Source organism: Spirosoma pulveris (assembly GCF_054781875.1).
This window is the reverse complement of the sequence record NZ_BAAGTO010000006.1, coordinates 148,133-163,936: the sequence shown is the minus strand read 5'-3', so window position 1 is coordinate 163,936 and position 15,804 is coordinate 148,133. Positions and strand designations below refer to the sequence as shown.

The 15,804-nt window shown below is 53.5% G+C and carries 13 protein-coding genes; 10 read left to right on the top strand and 3 right to left on the bottom strand.

The genetic code is table 11. From position 1 onward, the window contains the following. Positions 1–27: 27 nt before the first annotated feature. A complete protein-coding gene (nfi, locus tag ACYVJM_RS20390) occupies positions 28–720 on the top strand; it encodes a deoxyribonuclease V (RefSeq protein WP_461150079.1) in 693 nt (230 codons plus the stop codon). 88 nt (positions 721–808) lie between these two features. On the opposite strand, the gene ACYVJM_RS20385 is transcribed toward nfi, so the two are convergent. Next, the gene (locus tag ACYVJM_RS20385; RefSeq protein ID WP_461150078.1) at positions 809–1,018 is read right to left on the bottom strand and encodes an alkylphosphonate utilization protein; all 210 of its coding nucleotides are present in this window, start codon (positions 1,016–1,018) and stop codon (positions 809–811) included. Positions 1,019–1,238: 220 nt separating this feature from the next. On the opposite strand from ACYVJM_RS20385, the gene ACYVJM_RS20380 reads away from it, so the two are divergent. Together ACYVJM_RS20380 and ACYVJM_RS20375 are read left to right on the top strand one after the other, a co-directional pair. Next, positions 1,239–3,281: a hypothetical protein gene (locus tag ACYVJM_RS20380; RefSeq protein WP_461150077.1), complete on the top strand. Its 2,043-nt coding sequence runs from the start codon at positions 1,239–1,241 to the stop codon at positions 3,279–3,281. A gap of 46 nt (positions 3,282–3,327) precedes the next feature. Then, positions 3,328–3,672 (top strand): winged helix-turn-helix domain-containing protein, encoded by a 345-nt coding sequence (locus ACYVJM_RS20375; RefSeq protein ID WP_461150076.1) that lies wholly within the window; start codon positions 3,328–3,330, stop codon positions 3,670–3,672. 38 nt (positions 3,673–3,710) lie between these two features. Here ACYVJM_RS20375 and ACYVJM_RS20370 read toward each other — a convergent pair whose 3' ends face one another. Then, positions 3,711–4,235 carry a hypothetical protein gene (locus tag ACYVJM_RS20370; protein ID WP_461150075.1) on the bottom strand — a complete coding sequence of 175 codons (525 nt, stop codon included), beginning with the start codon at positions 4,233–4,235 and terminating at the stop codon, positions 3,711–3,713. Between the two features lie 166 nt (positions 4,236–4,401). Between ACYVJM_RS20370 and ACYVJM_RS20365 the strand changes: the two genes are divergently transcribed. Next, positions 4,402–6,975: a TonB-dependent receptor plug domain-containing protein gene (locus tag ACYVJM_RS20365; RefSeq protein ID WP_461150074.1), complete on the top strand. Its 2,574-nt coding sequence runs from the start codon at positions 4,402–4,404 to the stop codon at positions 6,973–6,975. A gap of 193 nt (positions 6,976–7,168) precedes the next feature. On the opposite strand, the gene ACYVJM_RS20360 is transcribed toward ACYVJM_RS20365, so the two are convergent. Beyond that, positions 7,169–8,542 (bottom strand): PQQ-dependent sugar dehydrogenase, encoded by a 1,374-nt coding sequence (locus ACYVJM_RS20360; RefSeq protein WP_461150073.1) that lies wholly within the window; start codon positions 8,540–8,542, stop codon positions 7,169–7,171. Between the two features lie 150 nt (positions 8,543–8,692). Here ACYVJM_RS20360 and ACYVJM_RS20355 point away from each other — a divergent pair, with 150 nt between their 5' ends. From ACYVJM_RS20355 to ACYVJM_RS20330, 6 genes are all read left to right on the top strand, one after another. Further along, positions 8,693–10,384 (top strand): hypothetical protein, encoded by a 1,692-nt coding sequence (locus ACYVJM_RS20355; protein ID WP_461150072.1) that lies wholly within the window; start codon positions 8,693–8,695, stop codon positions 10,382–10,384. 17 nt (positions 10,385–10,401) lie between these two features. Beyond that, a complete protein-coding gene (locus ACYVJM_RS20350) occupies positions 10,402–10,740 on the top strand; it encodes a tRNA-binding protein (RefSeq protein ID WP_461150071.1) in 339 nt (112 codons plus the stop codon). Positions 10,741–10,791: 51 nt separating this feature from the next. Continuing rightward, positions 10,792–12,810, top strand: a complete 2,019-nt coding sequence (locus ACYVJM_RS20345) for a plastocyanin/azurin family copper-binding protein (RefSeq protein ID WP_461150070.1) — start codon at positions 10,792–10,794, stop codon at positions 12,808–12,810. Between the two features lie 99 nt (positions 12,811–12,909). After that, positions 12,910–13,446: a hypothetical protein gene (locus tag ACYVJM_RS20340; RefSeq protein ID WP_461150069.1), complete on the top strand. Its 537-nt coding sequence runs from the start codon at positions 12,910–12,912 to the stop codon at positions 13,444–13,446. Between the two features lie 144 nt (positions 13,447–13,590). Beyond that, entirely contained in the window at positions 13,591–15,081 is a 1,491-nt protein-coding gene (locus ACYVJM_RS20335; RefSeq protein WP_461150068.1) for a multicopper oxidase family protein, read from the top strand. 26 nt (positions 15,082–15,107) lie between these two features. Further along, complete coding sequence (locus tag ACYVJM_RS20330) at positions 15,108–15,671, top strand: toxin-antitoxin system YwqK family antitoxin (RefSeq protein ID WP_461150067.1); 564 nt, start codon at positions 15,108–15,110, stop codon at positions 15,669–15,671. Positions 15,672–15,804: the final 133 nt, after the last annotated feature.

Sequence of the window (15,804 nt, the reverse complement as noted above, 5' to 3'; positions counted from 1 at the left end):
TTAGATAGACACGAATCATATCTGCCTATGGCCACTTACCAACCCTTACACGACTGGAATGTATCGCCCACCGAAGCTGTCGTCCTGCAAAATCAGTTACGCGGCCAGATTCGCATCGAACCCCTGACCAAACCAGCCGAAACCATTGCGGGCTGCGATATTTCGTTCAACAAGTTCGAGGAGACGGTGTATGCTGGTATTGTGGTGCTGCGGCTCGATACGCTCGAAACCATCGAAGAAACGGGCGTGGTGAGCATGGCACCGTTCCCTTACATTCCGGGATTGCTTTCGTTTCGCGAGATTCCGTCGCTGCTGCTGGCCTGGCAAAAACTCAAGACCGAACCCGATGTGGTGATGTTCGACGGTCATGGGACGGCCCATCCGCGCCGGATCGGGATTGCCTCCCACGCAGGCCTGTTCCTGAACCGACCGACGTTTGGCTGCGGCAAATCGGTGCTGGTAGGCAAGTATGACGAACCGGCACCGGAACGCGGCAACTGGTCGCCGATGCGGCATTATAATGAAGTGATCGGGGCGGCATTGCGCACGAAGAACAAGGTCAATCCGGTGTATGTGTCGCCGGGCAATCTGATCGACCTCGAAACGGCCATTTCGCTGACGCTGGCCTGCAACGGTGGCTACCGTATTCCAGAGCCCACCCGCCGGGCGCACAATCTGGTGAATGCGATCCGGCGGGGCGAACGGCCGGATTTAGGCTGAAGGGTAGCCTTTTTTTTAGACCCCTGCCACGGTTACCTGGTGCGTTACAGGATAACCGTGGCAGGGATTTAAGCAATAGTTCTGGCGGTTACACCTTCTGCAAAAACATCGTTTTCAGCACCATTACCGTTTTCTCGACCTTGCCTTCAATTTCCTCCGCATCGTCGGTAAGCCGAATGTTTTTTACGACGGTTCCCCGCTTCAGGGTGGCCGATGATCCTCTTACTTTCAAGTCTTTGATCAACTTAACCGAATCTCCTTCGGCGAGGATTGTCCCGTTGCTGTCTTTTACGTCCATTTAGGTTATATAGCTGGTGGTTTTCCGCAAAGGTACGCAAAAGAAAATGGCGGGGTCTGTAGATGCACCGGGCGAAGAAACTATCGACCGGAAAGTATGACTGGAATTGAGACTGCAGACGTTATATGAATAGATTTTGTTAGAACTTAACGAATGATTTGATCGCCGGGAAACGGCAAAGGAGTACATTCAATTCATTGACGATTCAATCCTATTTCCTGTGCAGCCCAGTACACCACCGTCGTTTACAGAGCACCTTAGAAATTACACCATCGCGTTTTACCAGACGCAGCGCAATGCCTTTATCATTATCATTACCCTCCTACTCTCGCTCTATATCCTGACCGTTCCCGATCAGGCAGGCGACATGATCAATGCCGTGATCGACGATGGCGTTTTTCATCGGCTATTCCAGTACATATTGCTTAGCACACTGGTCTGGAGCTGGCTCGTGTATGGCTGTACGCGTATGATTCTGCATATTTCACCCGTTGGCCTTCGCATCAATAAAGAATGTGACGTGTTGCTCCGATGGCTTCCTAAAGTCGGGGGAGTTATTCCGGCCCTGATTCTGGCGTACGCGTTCTGGAAACCCGACCGCTGGCAACCGTATCTGCTCCTGTTGGAAAGCGGCTCGATGCTCGTCCAATTCCTTTGGGTAGAACGCAACGTCTCTGTTTTTGAATTACCCGATCACTGGCGTTTTTCGGACCGGTACACCAATTTTAAGCAGGATATCCGGGGGTTGTGGCGGCATCCCCTGGGGCGGCTGGTGATCCGGACGGGCGTTGTGCTGACCCTGTTTTTGATTGCGTTCTTTAGCCTGCCGGTCCAATGGGGGCTGGCCCAGCGGCTGCGCCCCACGGCTATTATTATTTTCGGTATTACGATGTACACCTTCTGGGGCAGTGTGGTGGTATACTTCAATGACTACCGCTACCGTCCGCTGGTGCTGATAACGGTGGGCTACCTGGTTATCATCAGTGCATTTAACGATAATACGGCGGTTCGGCAGGCCACGGACAATACAGTGCCGCCCATTTCGCAACGCCCGACCGTCGAAGCCCATTTTGCCCAATGGGTAGCGGCCCGTCGGCAGGAGGATGGCGATACCATTCCGCTGGTACTGGTAGCAGCCGAAGGCGGAGGCATTCGTGCATTGAACTGGACCGCCGAGACGCTCATCCGGCTCGACTCCATCATTCCGGGCTTCAGTCGGCATGTGTACGCGCTGAGTGGCGTATCAGGCGGGGGCGTGGGCACGGTTTTTTACACGGCCTTCCTGCGCGATTTTGCTGAAGCCGACCGCACCCGCACCTTCGAGCAGTTTCGGAAAGTGATTCGGGATGATTATTTATCGGGCGTATCGTCGGCGCTGCTCTTTCCCGAATCCGTGCAGCGGCTTATTCCGGCGCCGGTGCCCTCGCTGGAGCGTGCCAAATGGCTCGAAGACTCGTGGGCGGCTTCCTACTACAACAACCTGGCGTTGTCTACCCTCGATTCGTCGCTGACGCAGTTGTACCAGACACGGGCGGGTTATAATTATAACCTGCCCTCACTGCTGCTCAACGGCACTCTGGCCGAATCGGGGCAGAAAACTATCACCTCGAACCTGAATCTCGACGCACGTTATTTCAAAAATGTGGTCTCTACCCTGGATGTGCTGGAAACGGATATTCCCCTCAAGACGGCGGCTTCGTTATGCAGTCGATTTCCCATTGTGACCAACGGCGGGCTGATTCAGAAAGATACTGCCGTTGGTAAAGGTCGCATACAGCCATATGGCGGACACGTGGTTGATGGCGGCTACTTCGATAATTCGGGTGTGGAAACCTGCATTCAGCTATTGAACAACCTCGTTCCGTCCATTCGTCGGCTCGACACGACCGAGCGGGTCACGGTTATTCCCTACGTGCTCTTCATTCAGAATAGTAATAGTATTGGCAATCTGCCACACAAGCGGTCTATTCTGCAGGAGATCCAGATTCCGTTGCTGGCGTTTCTAAATGCCTGGGACAACGGCTCCGTTACCCGCGACAATATGTTCAACTCCTTCATGGACCGGTTCACCAACCCAAAAACCAACTACCTGACCCTCCGACTAGCCTACAACGAGAAATATCCTCTCGGCTGGTTCATGTCCGACAGTGTAGCCCGGAACATCAGCCAGCAGGCCAAAGATTCGATCAGTCTGAAGAATAGAGAGCTGGTTCGATTAAAAGGCACGTTCGGGCGGTTGGGTGTGAAACGAGCCGTGAACTAGTGAATCCGTCGTACTTTAGCCTCTCAAACAAACGTTTGTTTCCGGCATGAACCTCCGCATCAACGGCCGCATCTGGCTTGAAACACTGTCGAACGATACCGCCGACCGATTCATGGGCATTGGTCGCCTGGAATTACTGGGCCACATCCAGCGTACCGGCTCCATCAATCAGGCCGCCAAAGCCATGAACATGTCGTATAAACGGGCCTGGGAAATGGTTCATTCGATGAATACCCAGGCCAGCACGCCACTGGTGGTAACGCAAACCGGAGGTGAAAAAGGCGGTGGCACGATCATAACGCCCGAAGGCGAAAAGTACCTCAATCACTACCGGGGCCTACAGGAGCGATTTCAGAAATTCCTGGCCGACGAACTAGCGAATTTACCCTGAGAAGGCTGGCACGAGCCAATGCCTATGCCAGTTAGGGGTTACTCTATTTCGCTACTGGCAAAGCGCGAACCCATCCGTCTTTCCCGAAACGATTTCAGTTGTTCTAAACGTGTTGTAAAACTGACTTGAACAGACCGGTAATGCTCAATTAGTTTGTCTTGTTGGTCAGACCTATGACAAGTCGTTTCAGCTCGGGCAATGAGTTTATCCATTCGTTTAATGGATGACAGCGTAGACTCGATCTCCCGTTGGTTAACTAAGAGTGCTCGCTGAAAAAACATCCTCGACGATTCCGTTGAACATGGTTCTTTTACCGGAGAGCCGACTAAAGCTTCCTGCCACTGCTGCTCCAAACGACCGAAAGGACTGTTAGCCAATGATTTGTCAGGCTTTTTAAGTGGCTGATAAGCTGTTGGGCAGTCGTCAGAAGGAGATTTTCCAACTTGATTTACCAGATTTATTAAACTGGTCTGATCCTCCGGAGATAGTAGTGCGATGTATCTGGCACCGATGTGTAATATATAGTTTTCTAGTAATACATCTATTGGTGGGATCTTTTCCATAAATCGACCTACTTATTGTCTATTATAAAGGTGTAAAGGTATACTCATTTTACGGTAGTAACACCATCTATCAGCCAGGCCGCTCCATCACTTTTCGATGTAAAGAGACACCCGTTATTTCCGTCAAAACATATCGGTCGTTATATTTCGACGGAAATAACGATTTATGCGCTACCTTTTACTGGTTCTTTTGCTGATCTGTTCATACGCACAGGCCGATATGCTACCCGACAGCACGATCAGCCCGAAGGATTCGCTGCGCAAAATTCAGCTCAACGAGATTGTTATTACGGCTTCACGCATTCCCGAAAATGTCCTTAAATCGCCCGTAAGCATTGAATTACTCGACGCCCGGCAGATTCGACTGTCGGCTCAGCCCTCCTATTTCGACGCAATTGAAAACCTCAAAGGCGTTCAATTACTGACATCAAGCTTAGGGTTCAAGGTGTACAACACGCGCGGCTTTGCCAACCCGACCAATGTGCGCTTCGTGCAGTTGGTGGATGGTATGGACAACCAGGCACCGCATATTGGAGCGCCGATCGCCAACGCACTCGCCCCCTCCGATCTGGATATTCAACGGGTGGAGATTGTACCCGGTGCGGCTTCGGCACTTTACGGCCTCAACGCCCTCAATGGTCTGGCGCAACTGATAACCAAAGATCCTTTTTCGTCGCCGGGCCTGAGTATGAGCCAGAAAACAGCAGTCAATCATGTTAATGATCCGCTGGTTACGGCCACAGTTTACAGCGAGACCAGTCTGCGGTATGCCCGGACGGTGGGGTCGCGGGTGGCGGTCAAAATTAACCTTACCTACCAGAGCGGCTACGACTGGATTGCCCGCGACCAGTTGGACCTGAACCCTAACGCCAACACCTCACTGGGCCTGACGGGTGCGAACAATCCGGGCAGCGACCTGGTCAACAACTACGGCGATGAGTCGGCCAACCGGCGAACACTGACGCTGGGCGGGAAAAAATATGTGGTATCCCGAACGGGTTATTTTGAGAACGACATCACGGATCTGAGCCTCCGAAATCTCCGGGGTGATGTAGGTTTATACTGGCGAATTCGTCCGAACCTGACTCTCTCCTACCAGTATAAAGCCGCTACGCTCAACAACGTGTATCAACGCACGAACCGCTTCCGGCTGGAGAACTACCTGCTCGACCAGCACGGCCTTACGCTCACATCACCCTCGGTGCAGATCCGGGCCTACCGAACGCGCGAAAACACGGGCGACTCCTACAACATCCGATCGATGGCCGAAAATATAGATAAGTCGTTTAAATCCGACAACCAGTGGTTTACCGACTTTTCGAACCAGTTCATGAGCCGTACCACAACCGGCCAATCCATAGCCGACGCCCTCCGCACCGCCCGAACCACGGCCGATGCAGGCCGTCCGCAACCGGGTTCGGAAACCTTTAACCAGCAAGTGGATAAACTCCGCGACATCAACAACTGGGATGTTGGCGCGGCTCTGCGGGTGAAATCGTGGCTATACCATGCCGAAGCGCAGGTAGAGCCAACCCGTGTCTTGTGGGCGAGTTTCCGGCAGAAAACCGGCATCGACCTGCTGGCGGGTCTGGACTTCCGGCGCTACGTGGTCTTCCCCGACGGTAATTACTTTATCAACCCGGACAAGACCAGCAATAACCTGATCTATGGCAAAACCGGGGGTTTTGTGCAGGCATCACGCTCCTTTTTCGGCGATAAACTAAAACTCAGCGGGTCGATCCGCGTCGACAAAAACACCTATTTTGACCCGAAAGTCAACCCCCGGATATCAGCGGTATTTTCGCCCGCCGAAAACCATACGTTCCGGGCATCGTACCAGACCGGCTACCGGTTTCCGTCGTTGTTCGAGGCATTTTCCAATGTCAACTCCGGTGGGGTGAAGCGCGTTGGCGGGCTGAAGATCATGTCGCAGGGCATTTTCGAGAACTCGTATCTGCGTACCTCTATCGATGCGTTTCAGGCGGCTCTCAATACGGATGTCAACATCAATAAACTGACGACCGAACAGGCGATTCAAAAGAACAAAGGGCTGTTGAGGCCCAACACCTATACTTACCTGAAACCCGAGCAGGTAAACAGCATCGAAGTGGGATACAAAGGGCTGTTTTCCGACAAAAAGCTGTACGTGGACGTTGATTTCTATTTTAACGTTTACCGTAATTTCATCGCGCAGGTAGAGGCCAACATTCCCAAGGGCAAGAACCCCGATTCGCTGGCCTATTACCTCTCCGACCGGAATCAGCAGGACCGCTACCGCCTATGGACCAACTCGAAAACGAAAGTGTATAACTACGGATCGAGCCTGGGGCTTCGGTATGCAGCGGGTCGAGACTGGGTGATTTCGGGCAATGCCTCGCTGGCCAAACTGGATCGCACCGACCAGGGCGATGGGCTGGAAGAAGCCTTTAATACGCCAAGATGGATCACGAACGTGGGCGTTTCGAATCCGACACTCTGGCAAAACCTCGGGTTTTCGGTAAACTACAAATACCAAAGCTCCTTCCTGTGGCAGTCGTCACTGGCAACGGGCGTTGTCCCGGCCATAAACACTTTCGACGCGCAACTTAGCTACGCCCTCCCTAACCTTGGCCAATCGGTCAATTCGCTGTCGTTTAAAGTGGGCGGTACCAATCTGCTTAACCGGCCCTATACCACCTTCACTGCCGGGCCCGCTGTGGGGGGATTTTATTACGTTACCGTCGTAGCAACGGCCCTGTAGGTACGGCTTACTTCAGCGAATCATGACCAATTAAGGTGTAGCGATCTGGATAAAAACCAGGTTTATGGACCGGCTCCAGCCTGCATAAAAAAAGCGTACCCTACACAGAGAGTACGCTTTTCAAAGAGAAAACAGATATCAGGAGGCTTATTATCAACTACTTACCCCAATCAATCGACTATGAGGCATATAGTTATTTTTTGGCCATATACATCACCCGCCACACCTTACCTTTTACCGAGTCGGAAATGTATAAGGAGCCGTCGGGTCCCTGAGCCAGACCAACCGGCCGGGCTTTCGCATCACCGGGGCTGGCCAGGTCCAGCTTACCCGCGTTGACATTGGTACCAGGTTTACCTTCTTCGGCTACACCGGCAAAGTTTTCGGCAAATACTTCGTACTTACCCGATGGCCGTCCGTCTTTTCCAAATGGAATAAACGCCACAAAATAGCCGCCCTGTTTCAGCGGAGCGCGGTTCCAGGACCCGTGAAAACACACAAATGCACCGTTTTTGTACCGCGCCGGGAAAGCGTTTCCGGTGTAGAACAGCAGGTCATTGGGTGCCCAGTGTCCCGGAAATGCCATAATGGGCTTATCTTTTCCGGCACAACGGTCTACTTTCGAGCCATCGCCACCGTATTCAGGGGCCAGCAGTTTCTGGTTCTTCTCGTGGTTGTTGAAGCAGTATGGCCAGCCAAAGTCCGACCCCTCTTTCACCATCAGCATCTCTTCGGAAGGAAACTCGGCACTGTACTCGTCGGTGAAGATTCCGCCCCAGTTGTTCAGGTTGTCGCGGCCGTGCTGCATGGCGTAGAGTGTATTGTTGGCGGTATTCCAGTCCAGGGCAACCGCGTTACGAATACCGGTAGCGTAGCGCTTTCCATCGGCTTTATGCTGATTCAATTTGTTGGCGTCGAACTGCCAGATGCCGCCGTACTCTTCCAGAATCGGGCAGGGGTCCATGCCTTTAGAACCCTTCTGCCGGTCTTTTTCCTGGCAGGCGTTTGAGGGGGCACCGAAATTAACGAACAACTTGCCATCCGGCGAGATGGCCAGCGACTTGCTGGCGTGCTGACGTTGCAGCGTCAGGCCCGTAATGATCGGCTCCATGGGTGTCGTCTCCATCACCTTGCCATTCGTCAGTTTGTACCGATATACCGACGTGTCGGACGAGGCATACATGTAGCCATTGTAAATAGCCATCCCCGTGCCGGTATTGTCACTGAACTTAATGGTCTCGTCGGCGCGTCCATCGCCATTGGCGTCGATCAGCTCAACGATGCCTTTGCCTTCATTGAGTTTTTCAAGTTTCACAAACACCGTTCCGGCATTGTCGACCGCAAGGTGGCGGGCTTTACCGAGGTTATCGGCAAAGACGAGGGCCCGAAATCCATTCGTTAGTTTAAGGCCGCCATTATCAGGATCAGGCGCTATGGCCGCGCGGGTCGCCGACACCGTGTGAGGCTTTGCAGGAACTGATTTTGTTGCCTTACCGGGCCTCATAGTGCCAGGACCAGCCAGTGCTAAGGTCGTTGTTGCCGTAACTAAAAGTACGATTGCTTTCATGGTAAAAAGTTGCTTGGGTTACGCATTGCACGCGTCAACACCCGGTAAACGGGAGGTAGCGGACAAAAGTTTTTGTGGTCTGTAAGTAGACCAGCTTGTTTGTGTATTTTTGATGACTACAATAGTAGCCATTTCTACATGAATAGATATATGACTAAACGGATTACCTTGTTTTTTAATCAGAGTACACTTCTGCTGTTAAGTTGGCTTCTGGCCCTGCCGCTTTACGCACAGAAAGAGTTACCAACCGTTTCGCTGGCTCAACTAACACGGCCCGCTGGCTGGCAGCTGGTCGGTTCGGTATCCCCAACGGCCGACGTGACGTCCATGCGAACACAGCCCGGCAGCACCATCCTGACCGGTTCTACAGAACCGCTGACGCTGTTGACGCCCACCGATGATTTTCGGCTTCGCTTCGATGTGCTGCTATCCGCCAACGCCGATCTGGTGCTGACGTTGCCCACGGGTCAGGCAATTTCGTTTGCCGGTACCCAGGAACTTGCCCGGCTGACCAAAGCCCCCGGTTTGTGGCAAACCGTTGATGTATGGTACAAAACCGGCAGTGCCAACCGGCCCGCTCTGCTCGAAAAACTGGCTCTTAACGGCGTAACGGTGCGCGAAAGCCAAACGCTCAACAATACCAAACTGGGGCCGCTGACGATCATGACCAAAACTGGTTCAGTAGCGATCCGTAACGTTGGTTACCGGGTCATGTCGCCCCGAACGGTAGCGCAGTGGAGCGGCCCGGTTAGCTACACCATCGTTGAAGGCGGCTACGTGACCAGCCGCGATGAGGCCCGCAGTAAAAAGGTTCTGAAACAGGACACCACCACCCTGCTCACCTACGAAGTGTCGTATGGCCAGCCTCGCCAGTATTCCATCCTGTTTTCGGGCAAACTGAATGCCCTTCAGGCCGGAGACTATCAATTTGAGCTAAACCGGGGTGGCGTTGGGGGCGTGTGGATTGATGGCAAAGAAGTTATTCCAACCGACCACCGGGAACTAGGGCAGTCCAGCTTCGGCACCACGACCCTCACAGCGGGTCCACACACGGTAGACGTCTATTTTTCGAGGTCCTGGTTCCGGCCCGGACTGGGTTTATTTGTATCGCAGGTGGGTACCCGCCCACAACCGCTTCACTCCTTATCGTCGCTCCCCGAGCCTGATCCCGTGGCAGTGGTAAGCGTTAAACCGACCACAAAAGCGGAACTGGTTCGCTCCTTCGTGCAGTTGCCGGGCGAAAAGACCAAACGCACCCACAGCCTGTCCGTTGGTTCGCCGGAAGGGGTACACTATACTGTCGACCTGAACCAGATGGCGCTGATACAAACTTGGAAAGGCGATTTTGCCGACGTAACTGAAATGTGGTATGAGCGGGGCGAACCGCAGCTGCTGAGCCCGATGGGCGTACCTGTCCGGCTACCGGCTCAGTCGCCCCTGATGGTGCTGACGAACGACGCTACGGCCTGGCCCGACAGTCTCGGCGAAAACATTCTGCAATACAAAGGCCTGACGGTCGATAAACAGGGCATACCTACCATGGAGTATACACTGGCCGGTGCCGCCGTTACCGATGCGATCCGCCCGGAAGGTAACGCCCTGGTGCGGACACTGACCCTAAAAGGTTCGCCGGATGGTACGCCCTACTGCCGGGTAGCCGCCGGAACCACCGTCGACGAAGTGAGCAAGGGTGTTTATGCCATCAACGACCGCAGTTACTACATACGTTTCGATCCCAAAGCCAAAGTAAAAGTGCGGCAGAGCAACGGAAAGCAGGAAGTATTGCTACCCGTCGATGTGAAAAACGGGGCAGGATCGGTGCAGTATTCGATTGTTTTTTAATGTTTTCGTGAATGTTGATGAATGAGAGTATCACCTGGGCTGACTTCGAGAAAGTAGACATTCGAGCGGGTACCGTCGTAGCGGTTGAAGCGTTCCCGCAGGCACGCAAACCGGCCTATAAACTGACCATTGATTTCGGCGAATTAGGCACCAAACGGACTTCGGCACAACTCACGAAACTTTATCAACCCGACAACCTGATCGGCAAACAGGTGGTGGCCGTGGTGAATTTCCCACCCAAACAAATTGCCACCTTCATGAGCGAATGCCTGGTGCTGGGTGCCGTTGCCGACGATGGTACCGTAACCCTGCTCCAAACCGAACGGCCAACGCCGAATGGCTTACGAATTGCCTGACGTTTCGCTCTTCTCCGCTTTTATAGTATACGTCCTGAACTTAATCAGACTATGAAAAAATTAATGCCCCTACCCGGTCTTCTTCTTGCTCTTTTACTCCCCCTCTCGACTGCACTGGCTCAGCGCCCGGCTACGGAAGAGGATTACTACCGAATCGTGACCTTACCGATTCCGGAAACGATAAAACTCGAAGTGGGTGGCCTGGCTCCCCTGCCCGATGGCCGTCTGGCCGCTTGTACCCGCCGGGGCGAGGTCTGGATCATCAGCAACCCCTACATGCAAGGCAGCCGCGTACCAACCTATAAAAAGTTTGCGTCGGGTTTGCACGAGCCGTTGGGCCTGATGTGGCACCCAAAAGGGTACTTCCTCTGCACGCAGCGGGGCGAAGTCACGAAACTGGTCGATAACGACGGCGACGACGTAGCGGACGAGTATCGCTCATTTTACAAATGGCCTCTGTCGGGCAATTACCATGAATACAGCTACGGTCCCGTGCTGCTGCCCGATGGCGACATGATCATTACCCTCAACCTCGACTGGATCGGGTACGGAGCCAGCCTGGCCAAATGGCGCGGCTGGATGCTCAAACTAACCGAAAAAGGCGAAATGACACCCTGGGCAACGGGTCTTCGGTCGCCCGCCGGGTTCGGTATTCTGCACGATGGCAGCATTTTCTACACCGAGAATCAGGGCGACTGGGTTGGCTCAGGCCGGATGACGAACCTGACCAAAGGCGCTTTTGCCGGGAATCCCGCCGGTCTGCGCTGGTCGGGTGAGCCGGGTTCGCCTTTATCGCTCAAGCCGGAAGAGGTCCCCAGCACAGGCAAGCCCATGTTTGAGGTGGCAAAAACCGTTAAAGAGCTGAAAGTACCCGCCGTCTGGTTTCCGCACACGCTGATGGGCATTTCGACCTCCGACTTCAAGGAAGATACCACCAAAGGCGCTTTCGGACCGTTTGCCGGGCAACTGTTCGTGGGTGATCAGGGCCACAGCAAAATCATGCGCGTGGCGCTTGAAAAAGTTAACGGGGAGTGGCAGGGAGCCTGTTTCCCCTTCCGCGAAGGGTTTCAGTCGGGTATCATCCGCACCGTTTGGGGTCAGGATGGCTCCATGTTTGTCGGTATGACGAGCCGGGGCTGGGCCGCTACGGGCAAAGACCCGTATGGTATCCAGCGGCTGGTCTGGACGGGTAAAATGCCATTCGAGATGAAGACCATCACCTCCAAACCTGATGGCTTTGAAGTGACCTTCACCGCCCCCGTCGACCGGAAAACCGCCGAAAGTCCCGAAAGCTACAGCCTGAACAGCTTCACTTACAAATACCACAGAACCTACGGAAGTCCCATTGAAAATGCCCGTCCGGTACCCATCCGGGGTGTTGTGGTAGCGCCCGATGGGATGAGCGCCCGGATCGTGGCCGACACCGTTCTGCGCGAAGGCTACATTCATGAAGTGAAAGCAGAGGGCGTCCGGTCGGCGTCGGGTATGCCGCTGCTGCACTCGGTTGGTTATTACACGCTCAACGCCATTGCGCCGGGTGAGAAACTGACGCTACCCGCCCGCGCCGTTGCCATGGCCAAACACGACCATGCCGAGATGATGGCGGCCGAAAAGAAAGCGGCCGTTACCACCAGCAAAAACGTAAAATCGGTGAACGCCAAACGGACGGTAACCATGCCCGCCGACTGGGCCAACGGTGCCGATCAAACGCTGACGGTGGGCACGAAACCCGGCCTGAAATTCGACACGGATAAACTGGAGGTAAAAGCAGGCAGCCGGATCAAACTCGTCTTCAACAACAACGACGACATGCTGCACAACTTCGTGATCACGAAACCCGGTGCGGCCAACGCCGTTGGCGATGCGGCTCTTCGGCTTAATCTGAACGGCCCAAAGATGAACTACGTACCCGCTACGTCTAACGTGCTGTATCACACCAACATTTTACAGCCCGAAACCTCCGAAACGATCTATTTCCTGGCGCCAACCGAGCCGGGCGATTACCAGTTCGTATGCTCCTTCCCCGGCCACTCGTCGCTGATGCAGGGAACGCTGAAGGTGGTAAAGTAAACGTTGCTGCTTATCCTTTTCTAATGACGCTTTCTATGGGAGCGTCATTATTTTTACAGGTCATAACTGCTCACCGGCACTTTTTTTCGTTCTATCCCTATGCGAACAGTTACCTTACTCACTTTACTACTGCTTACTATTTCGATCAGTGTCAACGCCCAGCGTCGACGCGACGAAGACACCGCTCATTACCGGACCGTGCCCATACCGGCCCACCTGCTGCCCATTGAACGGGCATATGGCTCATCGTCATTGGGAAGCGTATACTTCTACGGTGGTAAAAAACTCTCGTCGCCCTATTCGCTGGAGATTCCGTTCTATGAGCTTAACGACCCCGATGTGTCGCACCGTTTTCAGGTATTTCGCACTGTAACGACCCTGAGTCGCCTGACGGCACTCTTACCGCTGGCGTATATTTTACTGAGCAGTAACCGCACGGGGGGCACGTACTGGACGGTTTACGGAGGTTCGATTGCGGCATCGTTAACGCTTTCGATTATCGGGAACGGGCAGGTCAATAAGGCCGTCACGCGCTATAATGAACTGCTGCGTCAACCCCGCGTGGGCATGTCCCTGGCTCCTGTTCCGGTAACGGGGCAACTGGCCGCAGGGGTAGGGGTTTCGTTGGGGTTTTAATAAAATGATGTTGTTTAATACCCAAAAAATTCACCCCGCCCAAAATTCAACCCTCACCCATAGGAATACGCATGTCGTGTCGTCTAATCTGAACCTTGGCAACCTGTTTCGGCACTGCCCAAGTGTTCATTTTACCGCCCTACCATGCAAAAAATCCTCACGCTCACCGTATCTCTGGGCTTCCTGTTTGTTATCAGTTGCAGTAAACAGGCCGACGACACCGTTACGCCATCAACGACGGGAACGACTAGTACCACGACCACGACGGGCACATCGACCTATAATGACCTCTGGATTCCGCCTACGCTATCGGGCACAACCTTTAACCTGACGCTCGCCAAATCGACTAAACAACTGCGGTCGGGTTCGGTGACCAACACTTACAGCTATAACAACACGTCGTTCTGGGGTCCTACGCTGATCATGAATAAGGGCGATCTGGTGAAGCTGAACGTGACCAACAACCTGGCGGAAGCAACAACCACCCACTGGCATGGTTTCCATATCCCGGCCGTTATGGACGGTGGCCCGCACCAGATGATCGACGCTGGTACCACCTGGTCGCCGTCGTTTGAGGTGAAGAACAATGCGGGTACCTACTGGTATCACCCGCATCTGCACGAAAAAACCAAGGAGCAGCTAACCTACGGGGCCGGTGGCCTGATCATCATCAAAGACCCCGTTGAATCGGCGCTGGCCCTGCCCCGCACCTATGGCGAAGACGATATTCCACTCATCCTCACCAGCCGGAACTACACCTCAACCAACGCCTTCGACCTCTCCAATCGTGCCTATGGCGACTATCAGTTGACCAACGGCACTGCCAATGCCCAAGTGAGTTTACCAAAGCAATTTGTGCGGCTGCGCATTCTCAACGCCGAAATCGAACGCGGGTACAGCCTGGGTTTCAGCGACAACCGAACGTTTTACATTATTACCAACGATGGTGGACTACTGGATACGCCGGTACCGGTAACGCGGGTAAAAATGATGGTAGGCGAGCGCGTCGAGATTTTGGTCAACCTTGGCAACGATGCCGTTGGGTCGAGTCTGGACCTGATGGCGTACAACGCCGGGCAGGCCTTTGGCTTTCCGGGTGGCGAGCCCAGTACCAGCGGGGATTTCGGAAGTTTACTGAACAACAAGGATTTTGCCGTGCTGCATGTTAATGTGAAGGCCTCTACACCAACCGGCATCACGGCCCTTCCGGCCAAGTTGACCACAAACACATACTGGACAAATGCCGACGTGACCAACAGCCGAACCATCACCATCACCGGCGGACAGGGTGCCACGGCCTTTTCGTTCGACAACAACCTCTACGGCGAAACGAGGATTAACCACACGATCAAGCTGAATGCCATTGAAAAATGGACGATCACCAACAACAACATTTTCGGGCACTCCTTCCATATTCACGACATTCAGTTCAAGATTATTTCGAGAAGTTCGGGGGCTGTGGGTACGCACGAATCGGGCTGGAAAGACACGGTTTTTGTACCCGTTGGCGAAAGCGTTTCGGTGATCGCCAAGTTTGATGATTTCGCCAGCAGCACCAACGCCTTTATGTACCATTGCCACTTCTCGAACCACGAAGACGGCGGCATGATGGGCCAGTTCCTGGTTGTTCAATAAACCTATTCGTTTCTTAAGCTCGTCGTATGAAAAAATGGTTGCTCGCCGGTCTGCTGCTTTCGTTTGGGGCGTGTTTGTTTCTCTGGCTGAACAACTCCCGAAACCCACCGCCAGTAGAGGTTGTCAATTATGATCCGTTGCTGCAAAAAACCGATAGCGGCTGGTACTACAAAGGAGCGTTGTTTTCAGGCTACATGGTCGAGAAGGAAAAAGATGGCCTGATCGTTTACCGATTACCCATCGTGGATGGTCGGGAGAACGGACTGGCAAAAGGCTGGTATAATACGGGCGAGAAACTACTGGAACGCCGATTCGTGAACGAAAAAAAAGAAGGGATTTATAAACAGTGGTGGCCCAACGGCCAGCCCCGGTACGTGTTCCACTACCGCCACGATCAATATGATGGACCGCAGCTCGTCTTTTTTCCGGATGGTAAGAAACGGGAAGAAAGCCGTTATACCCTTGGTGAACAGGACGGCCCCCAACGCGTGTGGGACAAAGACGGCAAATTGATAGCCAACTACACCATCCGGAATAAACGGGCTTATGGGCTTACGTCGGTCAAAAGCTGTTTACCCGTTATGCACTGATAGTACTAAACACGAGACGATACGCAGCAAACGATGCCGAAAAAGGCTCATCATTATTCGGCGCAGACATTACTTATCAAAATATTCATTGGCCCAGCCATTCTAAAAAGCGCGAACTAGGCTGGGTTGTGCT